Genomic DNA, 20,093 nt, shown 5'->3' on the forward strand with positions numbered 1-20,093 from the left:
TAGGCGGGCGTGTAGCGGTGGTGGTCATGGTCTCCCCCGAGATCAACATGAGTTAGAAGAAGTGTTCTAACCATGATTCTAGTACCACACACCCCACATAGCCATAGCCAGCACTAAATTCATGTCAAGTTGTCACTATAAACGGGGGTAGTCACCATGGGTTAGCCAGGACATTCGATACCGAATGATTTGAGTGGTGTCGCCTGTGTCCGCAACGAAAGGAAGAAAATGCGTATTAAAGGCAGCCTTTTGAGCCCTGTCTGAAACCTCGCCGGTGTCAGGGATAGACTGGGCACAGTTAACCGCACGAACACGTATGAAGGGATTGTCAATGACTATCAAGGTAGGCGTCTTGGGGGCTAAAGGGCGCGTGGGCCAAGCAATCGTGGAAGGCGTTAATGCGGCAGAGGATTTGGAGCTAGTTGCTTCCATCGACCGCGAGACCCCGTTGGAGAAGCTGGTTGAATCGGGTGCCGAGGTCGCCGTCGACTTCACCCAGCCGGCATCGGTCATGGACAATCTAGAGTTTTGCATCGCACATGGCATCCACGCTGTTGTGGGTACCACGGGGTTCGATGCAGGACGCCTAGCCAAGGTGGAGGAGTGGACTAAGAAAGAGGGCGCCGGCAACGTTCTCATTGCCCCGAACTTCGCTATTTCAGCTGTACTGACCATGGTGTTTGCCGCGCAGGCGGCGAAGTTCTTCGACAGTGCCGAGGTAGTTGAATACCATCACCCGAACAAGCTCGATGCGCCGTCCGGTACCGCGGTTCACACTGCGCAGGGTATTGCGAAGGCTCGCCAGGAGGCAGGCTTGGACGCTATGCCGGACAAGACCGAGCAGTCTCTCGATGGAGCGCGCGGCGCAGACGTCGATGGTGTTCACGTCCACGCAGTCCGTATGCAGGGAATGGTGGCTCATGAAGAAGTTATCTTCGGCACTCAAGGCCAGTCCTTGACCATCCGTCAGGATTCCTATGACCGCTCTTCCTTTACCCCCGGTGTTCTGCTGGGTGTACGAGAAATCGCATCCCACCCAGGCTTGACCGTGGGACTTGAGAAGTACTTGGGGCTGTAATGGCAAAGGTCTCTGAGCTTGATGTCCAGCTCATTGCGGCAACCGCATTCCATGCGCCGCGAGGAGTGGACTGGGAGGTTGATGAGGGGGCGTCGGAAAGCGAGGCTCTAGTCGAATTTGCCGGACGCGCCTGTTATGAGTCCTTCGACAAGCCGAATCCCCGTACCGCCTCAAATCAGGCCTATCTGCACCACATTCTGGAGGTAGGCCACGATGCATTGCTGGAGCATGCTACGGCGACGCTCTATATACGGGGACTATCGCGGTCGGCGTCGCATGAGCTGGTTCGCCACCGTCATTTCTCCTTCTCGCAGCTCTCGCAACGTTTCGTGCATTCCGAGGAGGCGGAGGTAGTCCTGCCCAAATTCATTGCGGAAGATGAACAGCTAACGCGGTTAACCCTCCAGGCGGCCGACGAAGCGAGGTTTGTCTACGAGGAGCTCCTCGACGCTCTCGAGTCCAAGTTGGAAGAGGAGCCAAATGCATTGCTGCGCAAGAAACAGGCTCGACAAGCAGCGCGTGCGGTATTACCTAATCTCACGGAATCCCGCATCGTCGTGACGGGAAACTATCGCGCGTGGCGTCACTTTATTGGCGCGCGGGCGACTGAACAAGCCGATACAGAGATGCGCCAGCTCGCCGTCACGTGCTTGAAGCTGTTGCGGGAGCAATCGCCGGTGCTTTTCGACGACTTCCATATCACCACCCTGGCTGACGGCACCGAAATGGCTTCGAGCCCGTACGCTTAAAGGCTTTGCAGGAGACTCGCGCACGACCCCGATGCGGCCAATAGGGGCGAAAGCAGGTAATCTTGACGCCTATGAGCACAGGTATGACAGCACAGGCAGGCGTCGACACCTTCGGACGCGTAGGCGTAGCTATGGTCACTCCATTTGACCAGGACGGCGCCTTGGACGTGTCCGCTGGTCGTCGCCTAGCAGCTCATTTGGTTGATAACGGCGTTGATTCGCTCATTTTGTCTGGGACCACGGGCGAATCACCGACGACGTCGTTGGATGAGAAACTGGAGCTGTTCGCAGCTGTAAAGGAAGAGGTAGGCGGCCGCGCTAAGTTGTGCGCTGGTGCGGGAACTAATAACACCGCCACCAGTATTGAGGCCGCGCGCGCTTTCGCTGATGCGGGAGCAGACAGCCTTCTGGTCGTGACCCCGTATTACTCCAAGCCTTCCCAGGCTGGTGTGTACGCGCACTTTACTGCTGTGGCTGACGCCGTGGACCTCCCCATTTGTCTGTACGACATCCCTGGCCGCTCGGGCATTCCGATTGAGACGGAGACCCTTCTTCGCCTCGCGGAGGTGCCGAACATCAAGGCTGTTAAGGACGCCAAGGGCGACCTTGTAGCAGCCGCACCGCTTATCCAGGAAACCGGTTTGGCATGGTACTCCGGAGATGACGGACTGAACTTGCCGTGGCTGGCCCTCGGTGCTTCGGGCGTTATTTCCGTGATTGGTCACCTCGCTCCGCGCGCCCTGGCTGATCTCTACGTGGCCTTCGATGAAGGCGATATTGCACGTGCACGAGAGATTAACGCGAAAACTTTGTCCCCGCTCGTCGAGGCGCAAGGCCGCCTCGGAGGAGCAACTCTTGTTAAGGCTGCCCTGCGTCTGCAGGGTATTGAAGTTGGAGAACCTCGTCTCCCAGTTACCGCGGCTGACGCGGAGGAGATCGAGGCTCTCCGCCACGATTTGGAAAAGGCTGGAGTCCTTTAAGAATGACTGAATCCCGTAATCGCTCCCGCAAGGTAACCCGTAAGGCGGGTCCGCCTTCGGAGACTGAGACCGCCTCGAATGAGGCGGCTTCGCCGGTTTTTCAAGCGCCGAACGAATCGGCTGCATCCGGCAATAATTCGAACGAGTCTAATAACTCGAATTCTGAGGACGGCAACCGCCGTTCTCGCTCCCGTGGTTCCCGTGGCGGCCGTGGTCGCGGTCGCGGCGGCAACAACAACCACAACAACGGTGGCCGCAACAACAATCGCAACCGTAATAACAACCGTGGCCGCCGCAACGTTCCCAAGTCCATGCAGGGCGCGGATCTGACGAAGCGTCTGCCGGAGCCGCCGAAGCAGCAGAAGGATTCGCTGCGTATTTATGCCCTGGGCGGTATTTCTGAGATCGGTCGTAACATGACCGTCTTCGAGTACCAGGACGAGATGCTCATCATCGACTGTGGCGTGCTCTTCCCGTCCTCCGGTGAGCCTGGCGTTGACCTGATCCTGCCGGACTTTGGCCCGATCGAGAAGAAGATTCACAAGGTCAAGGCTCTCGTTGTAACCCACGCTCACGAGGACCACATTGGTGCTATCCCGTGGCTGCTGAAGCTGCGCCCGGATATTCCAATCGTGGCATCGCGCTTTACCATCGCGCTGATTGCGGCGAAGTGTAAGGAGCACCGCCAGAAGCCGAAGTTCGTTGAGGTCAACGAGAAGTCGGATGTGAACTACGGTTCGTTCCGCTGCCGTTTTTGGGCAGTTAACCACTCCGTTCCGGATGCACTGGGCATCATGCTGGGCACCCCGGCTGGCAATATCATCCACACCGGTGACATCAAGCTGGACCAGACCCCGCTGGATAACCGTCCGACCGACCTTCCGGCGCTATCTCGCTACGGTGATGAGGGCGTCGACCTGATGCTCTGCGAATCCACCAACGCGAACATCCCGGGCGTTTCCGCATCCGAGGGAGATATCCCGGCTACCTTCCGCCGCCTGGTGTCCAATGCTAAGCAGCGCGTCATCATCGCAACCTTCGCGTCCAACGTGTACCGTGTACAGGCAGCTATCGACGCCGCCGTTTATGCTGGCCGCAAGGTTGCCTTCAACGGCCGCTCGATGATGCGCAACATGGAAATCGCCGAGAAGATGGGCTTCCTGAAGGTTCCGCGCGGAACCATCATCTCGATCGACGAGGCTGCCAAGATGGCACCGCACAAGGTCTTGCTCATCACCACCGGTACCCAGGGCGAGCCAATGGCTGCGTTGTCACGCATGGCACGCCGTGAGCACCGTCAGATCACCGTCCGCGACGGCGACCTCATCATCTTCTCCTCGTCCCTGATTCCGGGCAACGAAGAGGCCGTTTACGGTGTCATGAACATGCTCTCCCAGATTGGTGCTGAAGTTATCACCAACAAGGAAGCCAAGGTTCACGCCTCCGGCCACGGCTACGGCGGCGAGCTGCTCTTCCTGTACAACGCTGCGCGTCCGAAGAACGTTATGCCGGTCCACGGCGAGTGGCGTCACCTGCGTGCAAACAAGGAACTGGCAGTCTCCACTGGCGTTGACCGCGACCGCGTGGTTCTGGCACAGAACGGCGTTGTCGTTGATCTGCGCAACGGCCGTGCAGAGGTTGTTGGCCAGATTACCGTGGGTAACCTCTACGTCGATGGCGTCTCCATGGGTGACGTCGACGCAGATACCCTGGCAGACCGCACCAACCTCGGCTCTGGCGGCGTCGTTTCCATCACCTGTGTGATTGATAACCGCACGTCCCGGCTGCTTGAGCATCCGGCTGTATCCACCACTGGTTTCTCTGACGATGACCGCGGCATCGTGCCGGAGGTTGCCAAGTTGGTTGAGTCCACGATGAACGATCTCGCCGCTGAGGGCGAGAACGATACCTACCGCATGGTGCAGAAGCTGCGCCGCAAGGTATCCAAGCTCATGGATTCCAAGTACAAGCGCGAGCCGGTCATTCTGCCGACCATCGTGCCGACGAACTCGGATGTCCTGATGCCTGACGACGATGAAGTTCACGCCTCCCGTGAATCGCTCTAACGTCTAGGTAGACAGTGCCCCAGCGTTCCTGCTTCTGGTAGGTATGCTGGGGCGCATGTCGTTTTCCTCAGCAGAACGCGCCAAGATGGTGGCGTTATTCCGTGAACTTGGTCCCGATGCTCCAACGTTGTGCGAAGGGGGGACGGCCCGCGACCTCGTGTCGCACCTCTGGATCCGCGAAAACCGGCCCGACGTCGTCATCAGTTCTTTTGTTCCAGCGCTGACTTCCCATGCGGACAGCATCATGGAGGAAGTCCGTGCGCGAGATTTTGAGGAACTGGTGGATGACTGGGGTAGGGGATTGGGAAAGCTCAACCCTCTGCGCTACGTGGATTCAGTGCTCAACACCGCAGAGCATTTTGTGCACCACGAAGACCTACGCCGGGCCAATGCGCACAGCGAACCGCGTGATTTCTCGCTAGCGGTGCAGAAGGAGTTGCTCGCACCGCTAAAGTTTCTCGGGTTAAGGCTGTTGGCGCACTCTCGCCTCCCGGTAGTGCTGGAGCCGGCTGGGTTTGCGCCACTCGTCGCGGCGGATAAACATCGTGTGGCAGCGAAGGGGGACAACGTGGTGCGGGTCCGTGGGGCAGTTTCCGAGTTGCTCCTATGGGCGTTCGGCCGCGAGGCGGCTCGCGTTGAGATTGACGGGGATTCATCCGCCGTCGTTAGGTCAAGTCTGTAGGCTGAACTGTCTAAAATCTTCAGTGCACGCGTGTGGCGCATGTTGTTAATGGTGTGTTTGCTACTAAAGTGGCAGGCATGTCTGTCAAGAACGCTCCGTCTCGCGCCTCCGGCCGAGGTCGCACCGCCAATCGGTCGCGGCCGTCCGGCCGCACAAGCTATTCGCTGACCTCCGCAACCCGCGCTGCCGAGACCTCCGAAGAGAGGACCGGCAGCGCCTTTCGCGCCGTTGGCCGAGGACTGGGAACCGTTTTTGGCGCTACCGCCCGAGGCGTGGGAAGCATGGCGCGAGGGGTCGGGCACGGCCTTGCCGGTCTCAAGCCGGTAGATGCGGGGAGTCGAGATGACGACCTCTATGACTCCGCCTACGATGCTGCTCATGACGAGGGTGCCTACGATGATTACGACGAGTTGAGGGAGCCAGGGGAAATTTCTGGACGCGCGAAGAACAAGAAAAAGAGCAACAAGGCCGATAGCGCTGTTCCGGCAAAGAGCAAGGTAACGCGAGCACGCGACGTCGACAGTGAGATGCCGACGACGGTCATGGGGCGTCCAGCTCACACTGAGAAGAGCATCCGCGTCTCCAATCCAGATGCGGTGGCTCTTGTGCTTATCGGCGTGGCCATCATCCTTGCTTGCGCGACGTGGTTCCAGGTGGCCGGCATTATCGGTGAGTACCTCACCAACGCTGTGCGCTATGTGATTGGCGCGGGCGCCTATGTTCTTCCCGTTGCGCTGGTCGCCGTCGCCATTGCGCTCATGATGGATCTGTCCGGTCCGGCGGGCCATTTCAAGCCACGAGTGGTGGGCGGCACGGCCCTCATCGTCGTGTGCATGCTGAGCCTCATTCACATCTTTGCCGGTCTTCCGAAGCTGACCTGGAATAACAACGCCGCCGGGGAGGCAGGCGGTGCCATCGGCTTTGGAGTCGGCGAGCTGCTGGTGGCGGCCTTTTCTAGTTATGTCGCGGTGCCTTTGCTTTTCTTGCTCATTGTGTATGGGGCACTCAATATCACGGGCATCACCCTGCGTGAAGCATATGATTTTGTGGCCGCGCAATGTGCGGCGCTCGTCGGCGGCCTGCGTGACAGGAAGAATCGTTCAGATCAGGAGCTGCTTGACGACGCCCCCGCGGACGACTACGACTACGTCAGCGATGACATCGACGCCATCGCCGAGGGGCGTGAGCGTCCTGTGCGCCCGGCATACACTTCGCGACCGCGCCCGAAGCAGACACCGAAGCCGATGCCAAAGCAGATTCTGGATGACAATGCCACCGTCTCTTTCGACTCGGCAGCTCAGCCAGTAAGCCAGGAGCCCGTACAGCACGGCCGCCCGAGCTTTGATAGCCGCGCGGATGATACCGACGAGTTCCCCGTCGTACCGGATCCTGAGCCAGCCCCGCAGCCAACTCCGCAACCGGAGCAGAAAGTCGAACCAAAGCCAGAGCCCAAGCCAACACCGATGAAGCGTCCCCGCGTGGACGTCGGCGGTGCCGCCGGTGCAGCACTGGGAGCGGCGGCTGCCGAGGCGTCGGCAAGCGCAGCGTCGGCTGGCTCAGCGGGAGAGGACGTGGTCTCCGCCGCTCATTCCGAGGCAGTGCGCATGTTCCAGGAACGATCCGGACGTGATGCGCGAACGGGTGCCAAGATTGAGGATGAAGCCCAGAGCGTAGCCGAAGAAGCACCCGCAGCCCCGAGTGGTGCGGAAGACACTGCCCTGGGCGGCGGCTACGATGTGCCGACGACGGACCTGCTCACCGCCGGCAAACCTGCGAAGGCACGCACGGAGGCTAACGATCGCATCATCGAGGCCATCACCGAGGTCTTCGAGGAGTTCAAAGTCGATGCCCAGGTCACCGGTTTTAGCCGTGGTCCGACAGTCACGCGCTATGAGATCGAGCTGGGCCCTGGCGTCAAGGTCTCGAAGATTACGAACCTGCAGTCCAACCTGGCCTACGCCGTCGCGACGGATAACTTGCGCCTGCTCACCCCGATTCCAGGCAAGTCCGCAGTCGGCATTGAGGTGCCCAATGCGGACCGAGAGATGGTGCGTCTGCGCGACGTCCTGGATTCCCCGGCACTGCGTGCCGACCATGACCCCATGCTGATTGGCTTGGGCAAGGATATCGAAGGCGAGTACACCTCCTTCTCCGTGAAGAAGATGCCGCACCTGCTCGTGGCCGGCGCAACCGGTTCGGGTAAATCGGCGTTCGTGAACTCCATGCTGGTCTCGCTGTTGACCCGCGCGACTCCGGAAGACGTCCGCCTCATCCTCGTCGACCCGAAGATGGTGGAGCTCACCCCGTACGAAGGTATCCCGCACCTCATCACCCCCATCATCACGCAGCCGAAGAAGGCTGCGGCGGCCCTGCAGTGGCTGGTGGAGGAGATGGAGCAGCGCTACATGGACATGCAGGCTGCCCGCGTGCGCAAGATCGAGGACTTCAACCGGAAGGTCCGCAGTGGCGAATACCAGGCTCCTGCCGGCTCCCAACGAGAGATGCGCCCGTACCCGTACATCGTGTGCGTCGTGGATGAGCTCGCGGACCTCATGATGACGGCGCCGAAGGAAATTGAGGATTCCATCGTTCGCATTACTCAAAAGGCACGTGCGGCCGGTATCCACTTGGTGCTGGCAACGCAGCGCCCGTCCGTGGACGTTGTGACCGGTCTTATTAAGACCAACGTTCCTTCTCGTCTGGCTTTTGCGACGTCCTCGCTTACGGACTCTCGAGTCATCCTGGATCAGGGTGGAGCCGAGAAGCTCATCGGTATGGGCGATGGCCTCTTCATCCCGCAGGGCGGCCGCCCGGTGCGTATGCAGGGTGCGTTCGTCTCCGACGAGGAGGTGCAGGCGGTTGTCGACGCCGCGAAGGCACAGGGCTCGCCGAACTACACGGAAGGCGTGACGGACGATAAGGCCTCGGAGGCGAAGAAGGAGATCGACGAGGAGATCGGCAAGGATATGGACGATCTCTTGGAGGCCGTCGACCTTGTGGTCACCTCCCAGTTGGGCTCGACGTCGATGCTCCAGCGCAAGCTGCGCATCGGCTTTGCCAAGGCCGGTCGACTCATGGACCTCATGGAGTCGCGCGGTGTTGTCGGGCCTTCCGAAGGCTCCAAGGCACGTGAGGTTCTGGTCAAGCCGGAGGAGCTCGACACTATCATCTGGATGATCAAGGGCGCTGACCCAGCAGAGGCCCCGAAGGAGGTCCAAGACGCCGAAGGTGCCGGCGGGGTAGACGACGCTGAAGCCGATACCCGCACCGTTGAAATCTCCGCTAACCCCTCCACAGGTGCGTTCTAAGTTCCGTGTAGGATAGGACGAGTCTTGGAGGGGAGTACCCCAATCCACGGCGTCGATCGTCAACACGGCAACTGCGGTACAGTTCCCGGTCGCGTCGGCTAGCGAGGCTGTGACATCGGCTTGCTAGCGGGGGAGACCTCCGGTCTTTATTGTCGTGTCGACCGGAGGGATAACTCATTATGCATGTGCCACTATGGGTCTGGGCCATCACCATCGCGGTGATCCTAGGCTTCTTCATCTTCGACTTCTACAGTCATGTTCGTTCACCACATGAGCCGACCATTAAGGAATCCGGCGGCTGGACCCTGTTTTACATGGCGATGGCCGTTGTCTTTGGCGGAGTTGTGTGGGTGCTGTGGGACAGCGAACACGCGGCACAGTTCTACACCGGTTGGGTGACGGAACAGGCTTTGAGCGTGGATAACCTATTCGTGTTCTCGCTCATCATGGGCTCCTTCAAGATTCCCCGCAGGTATCAGCAGAAGGTATTGCTCATCGGTATCGTCCTAGCGCTGGTTTTCCGCCTTGTCTTCATCTTGATGGGCGCGGCCATTATTGCGGCATGGTCGGATGTCTTCTACCTGTTTGCCATCTTCCTTATTTACACCGCAGTCAAGCTGCTCATCGATGAGATCAACGGGACGCCCGAGACCGACCCCAACGACATGCTGGTAGTCAAGTGGCTGCGCAAAGTGATCCATGTGACCCCGCGCTACCACGGTGACAAGCTCACCCACCGTGAGGAATCCGGTGAGAAGAAGGGCAAATTCGCCCTGACGCCGCTTTTCGTTGCTTTGGCGGCTATCGGGCTGATCGACGTCATGTTTGCCTTCGACTCCATCCCAGCTATCTACGGCATTACCTCGGAGCCTTTCCTCGTCTTCACCACCAATGCCTTCGCTCTCATGGGGCTGCGCCAAATGTTCTTCCTCATTGATGGCCTGTTGGACCGCCTGGTCTACCTGCCTTATGGCCTGGGTATCATCTTGCTGTTCATCGGTGTCAAGTTGCTCTTCCACGCTTTGCATGAGAACAACGTGCCCTTCATCAACGGCGGCGAGAATGTCAGTGCGGTACCGGAAATTACGACCATGGTGTCGCTGCTGGTCATCGTTGGCGTCCTCTTCGTGACGGTGTTGTTGTCGGTGTGGAAGGACAAACGCGACCAAGCCCAGGGTGGTGTGGTGATTTCCCACAACCACTACGACTGGGACGATTATGGCAACAAGATCGTTCGCAACAAGGAGGGCGAGCTCGTCGGCAAGGCGGACGAACTTCCCAAGTCCGAGCTGCCTTAAACTCGGGCCGCGGGGATTTAGAAGGAATTAATAACGGGATTCCACTCGCGGAAAGCGCGCCCAGTAACAGCGCCTTCGGTGTAGAAGGGATCCTGGTCCATGAGGGCGATGACATCGGCCACCTTTACGGACTCATCCTCAAATTGCAGGACGATGAGCGCCCCGCCCTTGGAATCGGTGTAGGGGCCAGAGCCACAGATCTGGCCCTTGTCGTGGAGTGCGCCGATGAATTCGCGGTGCTTCGGGCGAACCTCAGCAATAACCGGGTTAGATGGATTGTATTCATAGGAAACTGCGAAATACTTCATACCGACCATGGTAGTGCTCGCTCGAGTGGCAGGGAGGCCACGGTAGGATGAAGAGCGTGAATGATTCTCAGGCTGCGCGCAACCAATCTCGAACCACGGATGTAAACCCCGAGGTCTCCAATTGGAACCTGCCCAACATCCTGACTAGTTTGCGCATCCTCTTTATCCCCCTGTTTGCCTGGCTGGTGCTCGCCGGCCATGAATGGTGGGCTTTCCTCTGCTTCGCGCTCTTGATGCTCACGGATAAGTTGGATGGCGATATTGCACGCGCGCGGGGACTCATCACTAACTTTGGCAAGATTGCGGACCCGATCGCGGATAAAGCCCTGATGACCGCGGCCCTCGTGTGCCTCAATATCACCGGGGCTTTGCCGGTGTGGATCACCGTGCTGATTCTGTTTCGCGAATTCGGCATTACGATTTGGCGCTTCTTCTTGCTGCGTCAAGGGAAGGTGGTGCCGGCTTCCCAAGGCGGAAAGCTCAAGACAGCGTTGCAGACTGTGGCGGTGGCGTTGTATCTTTGTCCGCTGCCAGGGTGGATGGACCTTCCGAGCCTCCTCGTTATGTTGGCCGCCGCCTTCGTTACCGTCCTGACCGGCATCCAGTACCTCATTGATGGCCATAGGGAGAACCAATGAGCATCGAGGCGCAACTAGTATCCACGCTCAGCGAACGCGGTGAAACTGTGGCGTTCTGTGAGTCCCTTACTGCTGGTCTAGCCGCTGCGACTGTGGCGTGCATCCCGGGAGCCTCGGCGGTGCTGCGGGGTGGGCTGGTGACGTATGCGACAGAGGTCAAGGCTCATTTTCTCAACACCACCGTGGAAGAACTTGAGGAGCAAGGCGTGGTGTCTGCTGCGACTGCTGCGCAGATGGCTGAGGCGGCGGTCGTTGAAACGCGTGCAGATTGGGGGGTAGGGCTGACTGGTGTAGCCGGGCCGGACCTCCAGGAAGGCAAACCCGCGGGCACGGTGTACGTGGGGTTATGCGGGAGGGGTGGCGGGGGCGTCGCCAAGCGCGGCGTCCTTTATGAGCTTCCTGCTGAGGGGCGCAACGCGATTCGTTTCGCTGCCATTGAGGCGGCATTGAGTCTTCTCCTATCAACTCTTGAAGAAAATTAGTTGATTGTGGGAACAAGTACGATTGCTGAGCCGTTGTACGGGGTGATGAACACTTCAGTTGCACTACTCGATAAACCCACCCAGTCCCCGGCGCGGTCGACGCGGACTCCTGAACCGCTGCTGCGTGAGGCCCTCGGATTAACGCTTCGCGCCTTCCGCGCGGATAAAGGCGTGACCCTCCGCGAACTCGCCGGTGTGGCGCGTGTTTCCCCGGGATATCTTTCGGAGCTGGAGCGTGGCCGCAAGGAGGTTTCCTCCGAGCTGCTGGCCTCTGTCTGCCATGCACTCGATGTCAGCGTCTCCGATGTCCTCATTGAGGCGGCCGGCTACATGGCGTTGCCGTCGATGGATGAGGAGCTCGCATCCACCGCACCCGCTGCATCGGAACTATAGAACCGCAACGGAATACTGTCTGCTTCGCTACTATTAGGCAGGCAGGAAATATTCTTGTTACACACCTTATTGACACAACGAACTGCTGAGAAAGGCACCTCCTGTTATGGCGAACCCATTCGTAAAAGCCTGGAAGTACTTGATGGCTCTCTTTGATTCCAAGATCGAGGAGAACGCCGACCCGAAGGTTCAGATTGAGCAGGCAATCGAGGAGGCGCAGCGCCAGCACCAGGAGCTGTCACAGCAGGCCGCTGCGGTCATTGGTAATCAGCGCCAGCTGGAGATGCAGCTGAACCGTCGTTTGAGTGAGATTGAAAAGCTGCAGCAGAATACCCGTAACGCCCTGAGCCTTGCGGACAAGGCCCGTGCCGAAGGCGATGCACAGAAGGCGACCGAGTACGAAAACGCGGCTGAAGCCTTCGCTGCCCAGCTGGTTACCGCTGAGCAGTCTGTTGAGGACACTAAGAAGCTCCACGATCAGGCTCTACAGCAGGCGGAGCAGGCCAAGAAGGCCGTTGAACGCAACGGCATGGCGCTTCGTGAGAAGGTCAACGAGCGCTCCAAGCTGCTGTCGCAGCTCGAGCAGGCCAAGATGCAGGAGAAGGTCTCCGAGTCCCTCAACTCGATGAACGAGCTCTCCGCAAACGGTAACTCGCCTTCCCTGGATGCTGTGCGTGACAAGATTGAGCGCCGCTACTCCAAGGCCCTGGGCCAGGCAGAGCTCGCCGAGAACTCAGTGTCTAACCGCATGCAGGAGATCGAGCAGGCTGGCGTGCAACTGGCTGGCCACTCCCGTCTCGAGCAGATCCGCGCGGAGATGAATAACCCGAAGGCAGTGGAGGGAAACTCCCAGCAGGCAATCGGTTCGGCAGAGGCTAAGGGTCAGCCGAACGTGCAGGAGGATGCCGTCCAGGCTCGCCTACGCGAGTTGCGCGGAGAATAAGGTTTAGTCGCCGACGCCGCGGGCTTGAAGCGCCTCAGCCATCGCGCGTGCTCGGCGGATTGAGCGAATGATAACCGGGGTGCCAAAAGCGGTCAGTGATGCCGTGGCACCCCGGGCTTTTCGTGCATCAAGCACCTCGACCACGGTCCCCAGCATGAGGGGGAGCAAACGAATTGTCAGGGACATCGCCAGCGTGATGTTCTCAACCGGAACCCCGAGGCGCCCCAGTGGCGCGAGGGCCCGATCGAGGGAGTCCATCATCTCCGACACCTTCGTTGTCAGCGTCAGCAGCACCGCCGCGCTGATGGCTGCGTAGATGGTGAGAAACATGATCGCGGCCGACAGCAAATCCTTCTGCCACCACTGAAAAGCTGCGAGCGCAACGAGGAGGTAGAGCGGAGGAACAAGCTGTCCGAGTGCGACGCGAAACGGGATGCGGGCGACGGGAAAGAGCACTAGTGGGAGGAAGAGGCTGGCCGACGCCCAAGGAAGCGTGTGCACGGCGAGCGAGGTCACGAGGATGAAGCCGATGAGCACGAGGAATTTCACCGCGGCCGGTATGCGATGAATGATGGTATCGGCGTCGACGTAGTAGCCGAGGGGGATGTTTTTAGGCATGACTCTAGAGCGGGCGGGATTTCATGAGTTCGGTGTAGAAGGAAATGACCTTGTCGGGAGATCCGTCGGCTACGACGTGGTGGTTATCGATGCACAGAACGCGATCGAAATCAGAGACAAAGTCAAGGTCATGGGTAACCACGATGAGTTGCTGTTCGAGCTGCGCAAATTCGCGGCGAATGCGATCGCGGTTGCGCAGATCTAGCAAGGTCGTGGGTTCGTCAGCGATGATGACGGTGGGTTCCATGACAAGCACTGCCGCCAACGCGAGGAGCTGCTTCTGCCCGCCGGAGAGAGTGTGCGGGGACTGCTCAGCTAGCGGCGTCAGGCCGAAGCGCTCGAGAACGGCGTCGACGCGCGCGGTGCGCTCCTCACGAGACAGCTTGAGCCGGCGAAGGGAGAATTCCACGTCATCGCGCACGTGCGGCATGACGATCTGGTTCTCCGCATCAGAAAACACGAAGCCCACCTGGCGGCGAATCTCCTTGCCGTGCTTGGCGACGTCCACGTTATCCACCAAGACCTCACCACGTGAAGGTTCACCAAGACCGTTGATGAGCCGGACGAGAGTGGATTTCCCGCCACCATTGGCACCGATGATGCCGATGCGCTGTTCGTTTAATGAGAGAGAAATATCCTTGAGCACCGGTGTTTCGTCGAAGGTGACGGAAACGTTGCGGAAGTCAATCTGCGGCACTGGTGCTACTTTGCCTTGGTGCGGCGACCCATCAGGTCGGGGAATGCTGCGTGGACACCGACGGCGATGACAACCATCACGGCGACCTTAATGAGATCGGGGATGACGAACGGGCCCTGAGCCACGGCGGCCGCCCCGAAGGACATGTCAGAGCGGACCATCAGGCCAACAATGCCGCACAAGTACTGCACGGCCAGGCCGACGACGCCGGCGATGGCGAGGACTACCGTCATGCCTCCTTTGCTTCTCGGCGCGCGGTAGGCGATGAGGCCGGCGATGGCGGGTGAGACGACGTAGCCGACAAGGTAGCCCACGGTGGGGCCGGCAATGGCGCTCAGGGCACTGCGGCCGCCGGCAAGGATGGGAAGGCCGACGAGGCCGAGAGCTATGAAGAGTAGACCGACGAAAAAGCCACGGCGGCCACCAAGGACGAGGCCAGCCAGGATGATGACGGCGTTTTGAAGAACGATGGGCACGCCCACGGTAGGCGTAGGGATAGAGACGAACGCAAAGACTATGATGAGCGCGGTGAAGACCGCGACGTACGCGATATCAGTCGCGACGGAATTCTCTTTCATGGGCCAAAGTTTATCTAGTAGCTTAATGATGCAGCAAATAGGCACTTTTGAACAGTGTTCAAGCACGGCTTTTAGGCCTTGAAACTACCCCGAACGGGGTAATCTAGAGGCATGGCAAATAGAAAGAAGATGGAGCATGTCTTAGGGCTTGCTCGTGTCAGTGTGGTAGCGCTTCTTTCCGGTATCGCGCTGGGGAGCGTGGCTGGATGTTCGTTGATAGGTTCCGCGAATGTCATCGAAAATATCGAAGAAGCGGCCGGGGTGGAGGAAGGGGAGTCTGGCAGCGTCGACATGCGCGTCGGCGACATCTTCGATTCCGAATATCACCGCGTGATCTTTATCTGTCCTGGGGCTGTCGAGGAGGATGTCATAAACGCTAGTGGGGGAACCTGGCAGGGCGGTACCGACGAGGATGATGAATGGGTGCCGCCAAGCTCGGGGAGTGTTGAGATTTATCGGGATGCGCAGGGGCGTGGAGCGTCGAAGTATGTGAGCAGCAGGGCCTCTCTTGATGAGCTGGATGTCTGTAGCGCGCTGGGCGGGGTAGTTGCCGTACTGCCTGCCGATGAGCAGGTGTCTTTCGTCCGTACAGAGCAGGGCGGTCCGTGGAAACTTCACTAGGCGGCGAGGCGTTGGATTAGGTCTCAGACACGCGCGTTGCTCGAATGGGCAATCGAACACTTGTGTGTGTATTGTGGGTTGTGGTCTGGTGGAAACGTTAGGGTACTTTCGTGGCATGTGATGGAACCGGGACGATGCCGGAAACACAATGCGACGGGCCTGGGAACCGAAGTTGCTTCATGGCAGTCTAACTAGGTGCCCCCATTTAATGACATACAGCACTGCACACTAACTGACGCACGATAGTGAGGAAATAAATGGCTACGAAGAAGAAGTCCTCGGCGGCTAGCAAGGGCGATGATCGTCAGAAAGCCCTCGATGCCGCAATGGCGATGATTGAGAAGGATTTTGGCAAAGGAGCCGTCATGCGTCTTGGTGACGATGACCGCCCGCCAATCCAGGCCATTTCCTCCGGGAATACGGCCATCGACATTGCGCTGGGCGTCGGTGGCTTCCCGCGCGGTCGCATCGTAGAGATTTATGGACCTGAATCCTCGGGTAAAACCACCGTTGCTCTGCACGCCATCGCATCGGCGCAGAAGAACGGCGGCATCGCGGCGTTTATCGATGCGGAGCACGCGCTCGATCCTGAGTACGCGCGTCTGCTTGGCGTGGACACGGATAACCTCTTGGTTTCCCAGCCGGATACCGGTGAGCAGGCTCTGGAAATCGCAGATATGCTCGTGCGCTCTGGCGCCATCGACATCATCGTGATTGACTCCGTAGCCGCCTTGACGCCCAAGGCGGAAATTGAGGGTGAGATGGGAGATAGCCACGTTGGCCTCCAAGCCCGTCTCATGTCCCAAGCGCTGCGCAAGATGACGGGTGCTCTGTACAACTCCGGGACTACCGCCATCTTCATCAACCAGCTGCGTGAAAAGATCGGCGTGATGTTTGGCTCACCGGAAACGACCACGGGTGGTAAGGCGCTGAAGTTCTATGCCTCTGTGCGCTGCGATATCCGCCGAATCCAAACCTTGAAGGACGGCCAGGATGCCATCGGTAACCGCACCAAGCTCAAGGTGGTGAAGAACAAGGTGTCCCCGCCGTTCAAGATCGCTGAGTTCGACATCATGTACGGAGAAGGCATTTCGCGCGAGTCTTCCATCATTGACTTGGGTGTCGAACACGGGTTCATTAAGAAATCTGGCTCGTGGTTTACCTACGAAGGCGATCAGCTGGGGCAGGGCAAGGAAAAGGCCCGCAACTTCCTCAAGGACAACCCCGATCTAGCGGATGAGATTGAGAAGAAGATCTTCGTCAAGCTCGGCGTGGGTGCTGCCGCAGCCGAAGCTGGTGAGGACGTCGCCATGGATGTGCCGGGTGCAGACGATCCGCTGACGGATGAGGCTGTGGATCTGGTACCGAACGTTGATTTCGACGACGACTAAACAGGCGCAATGGCACAACCTTCACCAGAGAAGCTAGAGAAGCTACGTCAAGCTCTCGAAGCCTACGAGGCGGGCGACGCCGGTGGGCAGCTTGTTGATGCGAATGCTGAAGCAGCGAAGGCGCCCGTGCGCTCCCGAGCATTAGGCTTGCTAGATCAACGTGCACGTTCCCGCAAGGAACTGCGTGACCGGCTTGTCGCGGCGGACTTTGAGCCCGATGTGGTCGAGGACGTGGTCGATGACCTTGCAGGGGTGGGGCTCGTTGATGATGAAACCTTCGCCAAGGAGTGGGTGCGCCAGCGTCACGCGCGGCGCGGTAAGTCGGCCCGTGCCCTCAATGTGGAACTCAAGGAGAAGGGCGTTGAGGCCGCCGATCGCGCAGCGGCCCTAGAGCAGATTACCGAGGAATCTGAGGAGGCCGTAGCGCGCCGCGTAGCGGAGAAGAAGGCGCGAACCTTGAAGAGTGTTCCCGCCGACCGCCATGAGAGGGACAAGTTCCTGCGTCGCATTGTAGGAACACTCGCGCGGCGCGGCTATCGCCAGGAGCTGGTGATGCGTATTTCCATCGAAGTGCTGGATGCGCGCATCGCCGAGCTCTCCTAGCTGTTTCTGTCTGGCGGTTTCTATTCGTCCGGGTTGCGGATTTCTGTATAGCTTTCTGAGTGCCAATCAACGTTGACCTGGTCTTTGGTGTCCAAGCCTTGGTCTGGTTGCTCCGGAACTTTAGCGATGATGTTCCGGCGCGCACGGCCCGCTCGAAGCTGACGTTCGATGCGTTCGGCCAGGAGGCCCAGCCCCCAGTTGATGAGGATCATGATGATCGCAACGACGATGAGCGAGGCCAGGTAATTCTTGTTGTAGGACGCCGATTGGATACCGGAGCGCACCACCTCGACATAGCCAATCTGGTAGCCCAACGCAGAGTCCTTGAGCGCAATAACCATCTGGGCGATGAGGGCCGGAAGCATTGCGGCTACTGCTTGCGGGAGCAGAATGGTACGCATCGTTTGCCCATGCGAAAGGCCCAGCGCTCGAGCGGCTTCAGTTTGCCCCTTGGGCAGCGACTTGATTCCGGAGCGCAGAATCTCTGCGACGACAGAGCCGTTGTAGAGGGTCAACGCGAAGACCACGGCGCTAAACGCCAGCTGTTTCGACGGAACTACGTTATAGATGGCGAAAAGCTGGTAGGCAAAAATCATGAGCAGCAGGACGGGGATGGCGCGGAAGAATTCCACGACCACACCACACACGCCGCGTACGATGACGTTCTCGCTCAATCGGCCTAGGCCGAAGATGACGCCGAACACGATGGCCAAGATGATGGATGCTACAGCGGAAAGGATCGTTCCGCGCAGGCCAGGGAGCAGGTACGTGGTCCACGTTTGGCTGTTAAGAAAAGGGGTCCATAACGCGGAGTCGAGTTGCCCGCGCTCACCCAATGTAGACAGCACCCAATACAGTGCAGCTAGCGAGAGAACGACGGTGATGACGGTATAGATGAGGTTGCGCCGCTTGCCCTTGGGGCCGGGGGCGTCGTAAAGCACGGTTGCGCGTACAGCCATTATTTCTTCACCGCCACAGTTTCGGAGAGTTTGCCTAGGCCTAAGCCCATGGGCAAGGTCAGGATGATGAAGCCCAGCGCGAAGATAAAGAAGATGACCAAGAGCTGGCTCGCATGCATCTCAATGGTGGATTTCATCAGTAGGGAAGCTTCTGCCACTCCGATTGCGGAGGCGATCGTGGTGTTCTTGGTCAACGCGATGAGCGTATTTCCCAGGGGGACGATTGCCGCACGTACCGCCTGAGGGAAGACGATCGTGCTAAAGGTCTGTGAGAAGCTCAAACCCAGCGATCGTGCGGCCTCGGCTTGACCGAAGTCCACGGTGTTGATTCCCGAGCGCAAGGATTCCGCAACGAATGCCGAGGTGTACAAGATGAACCCGACGATGGCGAGGCGGAAGTTGTTATCCACTAGGAAGGTCGCAGAGTCCCGGCTAGCAAGCGTGAGCCCTAGGTTCTGGTACAGGCCAAACGAGCAGAACAGGATAATGAGAGTCAAGGGAGTATTGCGCACCGTCGTGATGTACGTCGTGGCAATCCACCGCAGGATTCTTACTGGGGAGACACGCATGGCAGTGAGGATGGTGCCGAGGATCATTGCGCCGATGGCAGACCAGAACGTCAGCTGGATGGTGAGCCAAAAGGCTGGCCATAGTTCGGGGCCTAGTGCGGCCCACATGGATTCCATAGAAATCTCCTACTAACGGGCCTGCGCCGAGGCTGAATGTCCTCGGCGCAGGCTAGGTGGGGGCTAATCGAGCGTTTAGGAGTTGAGGAAGGAGAGGTCACCGACGGTGGCCTCGTCGATGCCCTCGCCCTTGTCCAAGTTCTTGGCTACGAGCTTGTCGAATTCGCCGGAGGAATGAAGCTCTTCCAGGGCCTTGTTGACAGCGTCTGTAGCCTCTTGATCATCCTTCTTTAGACCCGCGCCGTAGTACTCATCGGTGAAGGGCTTGCCGTCCTTCTCCAACTCGACGACCTGGAACTTGCCAGGATTCTGGGCGGCGTAGCCGTTAAGGATCGTCGCGTCGGTAGTCATGGCGTCGACGTTGCCCTGGCTCAGTGCCTCCACACAGGAGGAGTAGGTGTCGTACTCCTGCAGCTGCACGCTGGGCAGAGCTTCCTTCACCTTCTGTGCCGGGGTGGAGCCGGTGACAGAGCACAGGATCTTGCCGTCGAGGCCCTCGAGCCCGCTGATGTCCTTGTTATCAGCCTGGGTAAGAAGCGCTTGGTGGGTGATGAGGTACGGACCAGCGAAATTGACCTTTTCCGCGCGGGAAGCGTTGATGGAGTACGTTGCGGTGATGAGGTCAACCTCGCCGTTTTCGATCAGAGTTTCGCGCTGCGCGGACGGAGTCTCGCGCCACTCGATCTCCGGCTCCTCCCACCCCTTATCCTTGGCAATGTGGTTGACCACGTAGGTGGCAATGTCAACGTCGAGGCCGGTCATAGAACCATCGCCCTCGCGCAGGCCCAGACCCGGTTGGTCGAACTTGGTGCCTAGGGTGACAGAGCCAGACTCGATAGCGCCGAGAAGGCCCTCGCCTCCGCTGGCGGAGTCAGAGGAATCACCACACGCAACGAGCAGAGCGCTGGATGCGGCGATGGCGGCGGCGGTGGCAGTAATGCGGTTGAAAGTGCGGGACATGAGATTCTCCTTGATGAGGTGAGTGGAAAATGAATGAAGGTAGAGAAAAGAGGTG

Annotated in this window: 21 protein-coding genes; 14 read left to right on the forward strand and 7 right to left on the reverse strand. The window is 59.0% G+C overall.

Translation table 11 applies throughout. The features are described 5' to 3' along the window. Positions 1-331 precede the first annotated feature (331 nt). From dapB to HMPREF3009_RS01755, 7 genes are all read left to right on the forward strand, one after another. Complete coding sequence (gene dapB / locus HMPREF3009_RS01725) at positions 332-1,078, forward strand: 4-hydroxy-tetrahydrodipicolinate reductase (RefSeq protein ID WP_070513043.1); 747 nt, start codon at positions 332-334, stop codon at positions 1,076-1,078. Next, a complete protein-coding gene (gene thyX, locus HMPREF3009_RS01730; RefSeq protein WP_070513046.1) occupies positions 1,078-1,827 on the forward strand; it encodes an FAD-dependent thymidylate synthase in 750 nt (249 codons plus the stop codon). Before dapB ends, thyX begins: the two co-directional genes overlap by 1 nt. Before the next feature lie 71 nt (positions 1,828-1,898). Next, complete coding sequence (dapA, locus tag HMPREF3009_RS01735) at positions 1,899-2,807, forward strand: 4-hydroxy-tetrahydrodipicolinate synthase (protein ID WP_049157584.1); 909 nt, start codon at positions 1,899-1,901, stop codon at positions 2,805-2,807. 2 nt (positions 2,808-2,809) lie between these two features. Further along, on the forward strand, positions 2,810-4,873 hold the full coding sequence (locus HMPREF3009_RS01740) for a ribonuclease J (protein WP_083295551.1): 2,064 nt from the start codon (positions 2,810-2,812) through the stop codon (positions 4,871-4,873). A gap of 55 nt (positions 4,874-4,928) precedes the next feature. Further along, positions 4,929-5,555, forward strand: coding sequence for a TIGR03085 family metal-binding protein (locus tag HMPREF3009_RS01745; protein WP_369816101.1), 627 nt, complete (start codon positions 4,929-4,931; stop codon positions 5,553-5,555). 77 nt (positions 5,556-5,632) lie between these two features. Then, complete coding sequence (locus tag HMPREF3009_RS01750; protein ID WP_070516845.1) at positions 5,633-8,863, forward strand: DNA translocase FtsK 4TM domain-containing protein; 3,231 nt, start codon at positions 5,633-5,635, stop codon at positions 8,861-8,863. A gap of 179 nt (positions 8,864-9,042) precedes the next feature. After that, entirely contained in the window at positions 9,043-10,161 is a 1,119-nt protein-coding gene (locus tag HMPREF3009_RS01755; RefSeq protein ID WP_070513055.1) for a TerC family protein, read from the forward strand. 17 nt (positions 10,162-10,178) lie between these two features. Here HMPREF3009_RS01755 and HMPREF3009_RS01760 read toward each other — a convergent pair whose 3' ends face one another. Further along, positions 10,179-10,469 carry a YciI family protein gene (locus HMPREF3009_RS01760; RefSeq protein WP_010190299.1) on the reverse strand — a complete coding sequence of 97 codons (291 nt, stop codon included), beginning with the start codon at positions 10,467-10,469 and terminating at the stop codon, positions 10,179-10,181. Positions 10,470-10,516: 47 nt separating this feature from the next. On the opposite strand from HMPREF3009_RS01760, the gene pgsA reads away from it, so the two are divergent. The 4 genes from pgsA (at position 10,517) to HMPREF3009_RS01780 (ending at position 12,925) form a co-directional block, all read left to right on the forward strand. Continuing rightward, a complete protein-coding gene (pgsA, locus tag HMPREF3009_RS01765) occupies positions 10,517-11,107 on the forward strand; it encodes a CDP-diacylglycerol--glycerol-3-phosphate 3-phosphatidyltransferase (RefSeq protein ID WP_198531099.1) in 591 nt (196 codons plus the stop codon). Continuing rightward, positions 11,104-11,589: a nicotinamide-nucleotide amidohydrolase family protein gene (locus tag HMPREF3009_RS01770; protein ID WP_049157575.1), complete on the forward strand. Its 486-nt coding sequence runs from the start codon at positions 11,104-11,106 to the stop codon at positions 11,587-11,589. The genes pgsA and HMPREF3009_RS01770 overlap by 4 nt, the downstream gene beginning before the upstream one ends. A gap of 45 nt (positions 11,590-11,634) precedes the next feature. Beyond that, positions 11,635-11,982 (forward strand): helix-turn-helix domain-containing protein, encoded by a 348-nt coding sequence (locus tag HMPREF3009_RS01775; RefSeq protein WP_049157573.1) that lies wholly within the window; start codon positions 11,635-11,637, stop codon positions 11,980-11,982. Positions 11,983-12,088: 106 nt separating this feature from the next. Continuing rightward, positions 12,089-12,925: a PspA/IM30 family protein gene (locus HMPREF3009_RS01780; protein ID WP_070516847.1), complete on the forward strand. Its 837-nt coding sequence runs from the start codon at positions 12,089-12,091 to the stop codon at positions 12,923-12,925. Between the two features lie 3 nt (positions 12,926-12,928). Here the strand turns inward: HMPREF3009_RS01780 and HMPREF3009_RS01785 are convergent, their stop codons facing one another. Genes HMPREF3009_RS01785 through HMPREF3009_RS01795 form a run of 3 tightly spaced genes read right to left on the reverse strand, consistent with a single transcriptional unit; the run spans position 12,929 to position 14,818 of the window. Further along, a complete protein-coding gene (locus HMPREF3009_RS01785) occupies positions 12,929-13,543 on the reverse strand; it encodes an energy-coupling factor transporter transmembrane component T family protein (RefSeq protein ID WP_070679619.1) in 615 nt (204 codons plus the stop codon). 4 nt (positions 13,544-13,547) lie between these two features. Further along, positions 13,548-14,240 carry an energy-coupling factor ABC transporter ATP-binding protein gene (locus tag HMPREF3009_RS01790; RefSeq protein WP_070516851.1) on the reverse strand — a complete coding sequence of 231 codons (693 nt, stop codon included), beginning with the start codon at positions 14,238-14,240 and terminating at the stop codon, positions 13,548-13,550. 5 nt (positions 14,241-14,245) lie between these two features. After that, entirely contained in the window at positions 14,246-14,818 is a 573-nt protein-coding gene (locus HMPREF3009_RS01795; RefSeq protein WP_070679622.1) for a biotin transporter BioY, read from the reverse strand. Between the two features lie 111 nt (positions 14,819-14,929). On the opposite strand from HMPREF3009_RS01795, the gene HMPREF3009_RS01800 reads away from it, so the two are divergent. From HMPREF3009_RS01800 to recX, 3 genes are all read left to right on the forward strand, one after another. Next, positions 14,930-15,439, forward strand: a complete 510-nt coding sequence (locus HMPREF3009_RS01800) for a hypothetical protein (protein ID WP_141756286.1) — start codon at positions 14,930-14,932, stop codon at positions 15,437-15,439. Positions 15,440-15,696: 257 nt separating this feature from the next. Further along, the gene (recA, locus tag HMPREF3009_RS01805) at positions 15,697-16,830 is read left to right on the forward strand and encodes a recombinase RecA (protein WP_046649357.1); all 1,134 of its coding nucleotides are present in this window, start codon (positions 15,697-15,699) and stop codon (positions 16,828-16,830) included. Between the two features lie 9 nt (positions 16,831-16,839). After that, positions 16,840-17,433, forward strand: coding sequence for a recombination regulator RecX (gene recX / locus HMPREF3009_RS01810; protein WP_070516857.1), 594 nt, complete (start codon positions 16,840-16,842; stop codon positions 17,431-17,433). A 20-nt stretch (positions 17,434-17,453) separates the two neighbouring features. Here recX and HMPREF3009_RS01815 read toward each other — a convergent pair whose 3' ends face one another. From HMPREF3009_RS01815 to HMPREF3009_RS01825, 3 genes are all read right to left on the reverse strand, one after another. Continuing rightward, positions 17,454-18,392 carry an amino acid ABC transporter permease gene (locus HMPREF3009_RS01815; RefSeq protein ID WP_046649359.1) on the reverse strand — a complete coding sequence of 313 codons (939 nt, stop codon included), beginning with the start codon at positions 18,390-18,392 and terminating at the stop codon, positions 17,454-17,456. Continuing rightward, positions 18,392-19,078, reverse strand: coding sequence for an amino acid ABC transporter permease (locus HMPREF3009_RS01820; RefSeq protein ID WP_070679625.1), 687 nt, complete (start codon positions 19,076-19,078; stop codon positions 18,392-18,394). Before HMPREF3009_RS01820 ends, HMPREF3009_RS01815 begins: the two co-directional genes overlap by 1 nt. Positions 19,079-19,153: 75 nt before the next feature. Next, entirely contained in the window at positions 19,154-20,038 is an 885-nt protein-coding gene (locus HMPREF3009_RS01825) for a glutamate ABC transporter substrate-binding protein (protein ID WP_070679628.1), read from the reverse strand. Between the last annotated feature and the right edge of the window lie 55 nt (positions 20,039-20,093).

Origin of the sequence: Corynebacterium sp. HMSC034H07, from assembly GCF_001815175.1 — a bacterium.
GTDB classification, from domain to species: domain Bacteria; phylum Actinomycetota; class Actinomycetes; order Mycobacteriales; family Mycobacteriaceae; genus Corynebacterium; species Corynebacterium hiratae.

Bases quoted from the DNA above. Each gene is read 5' to 3' on its own strand.
- dapB (WP_070513043.1), top strand. From the start codon at position 332: ATGACTATCAAGGTAGGCGTCTTGGGGGCTAAAGGGCGCGTGGGCCAA.
- thyX (WP_070513046.1), top strand. From the start codon at position 1,078: ATGGCAAAGGTCTCTGAGCTTGATGTCCAGCTCATTGCGGCAACCGCA.
- dapA (WP_049157584.1), top strand. From the start codon at position 1,899: ATGAGCACAGGTATGACAGCACAGGCAGGCGTCGACACCTTCGGACGC.
- HMPREF3009_RS01740 (WP_083295551.1), top strand. From the start codon at position 2,810: ATGACTGAATCCCGTAATCGCTCCCGCAAGGTAACCCGTAAGGCGGGT.
- HMPREF3009_RS01745 (WP_369816101.1), top strand. From the start codon at position 4,929: ATGTCGTTTTCCTCAGCAGAACGCGCCAAGATGGTGGCGTTATTCCGT.
- HMPREF3009_RS01750 (WP_070516845.1), top strand. From the start codon at position 5,633: ATGTCTGTCAAGAACGCTCCGTCTCGCGCCTCCGGCCGAGGTCGCACC.
- HMPREF3009_RS01755 (WP_070513055.1), top strand. From the start codon at position 9,043: ATGCATGTGCCACTATGGGTCTGGGCCATCACCATCGCGGTGATCCTA.
- HMPREF3009_RS01760 (WP_010190299.1), bottom strand. From the start codon at position 10,469: ATGAAGTATTTCGCAGTTTCCTATGAATACAATCCATCTAACCCGGTT.
- pgsA (WP_198531099.1), top strand. From the start codon at position 10,517: ATGAAGAGCGTGAATGATTCTCAGGCTGCGCGCAACCAATCTCGAACC.
- HMPREF3009_RS01770 (WP_049157575.1), top strand. From the start codon at position 11,104: ATGAGCATCGAGGCGCAACTAGTATCCACGCTCAGCGAACGCGGTGAA.
- HMPREF3009_RS01775 (WP_049157573.1), top strand. From the start codon at position 11,635: ATGAACACTTCAGTTGCACTACTCGATAAACCCACCCAGTCCCCGGCG.
- HMPREF3009_RS01780 (WP_070516847.1), top strand. From the start codon at position 12,089: ATGGCGAACCCATTCGTAAAAGCCTGGAAGTACTTGATGGCTCTCTTT.
- HMPREF3009_RS01785 (WP_070679619.1), bottom strand. From the start codon at position 13,543: ATGCCTAAAAACATCCCCCTCGGCTACTACGTCGACGCCGATACCATC.
- HMPREF3009_RS01795 (WP_070679622.1), bottom strand. From the start codon at position 14,818: ATGAAAGAGAATTCCGTCGCGACTGATATCGCGTACGTCGCGGTCTTC.
- HMPREF3009_RS01800 (WP_141756286.1), top strand. From the start codon at position 14,930: ATGGCAAATAGAAAGAAGATGGAGCATGTCTTAGGGCTTGCTCGTGTC.
- recA (WP_046649357.1), top strand. From the start codon at position 15,697: ATGGCTACGAAGAAGAAGTCCTCGGCGGCTAGCAAGGGCGATGATCGT.
- recX (WP_070516857.1), top strand. From the start codon at position 16,840: ATGGCACAACCTTCACCAGAGAAGCTAGAGAAGCTACGTCAAGCTCTC.
- HMPREF3009_RS01815 (WP_046649359.1), bottom strand. From the start codon at position 18,392: ATGGCTGTACGCGCAACCGTGCTTTACGACGCCCCCGGCCCCAAGGGC.
- HMPREF3009_RS01820 (WP_070679625.1), bottom strand. From the start codon at position 19,078: ATGGAATCCATGTGGGCCGCACTAGGCCCCGAACTATGGCCAGCCTTT.
- HMPREF3009_RS01825 (WP_070679628.1), bottom strand. From the start codon at position 20,038: ATGTCCCGCACTTTCAACCGCATTACTGCCACCGCCGCCGCCATCGCC.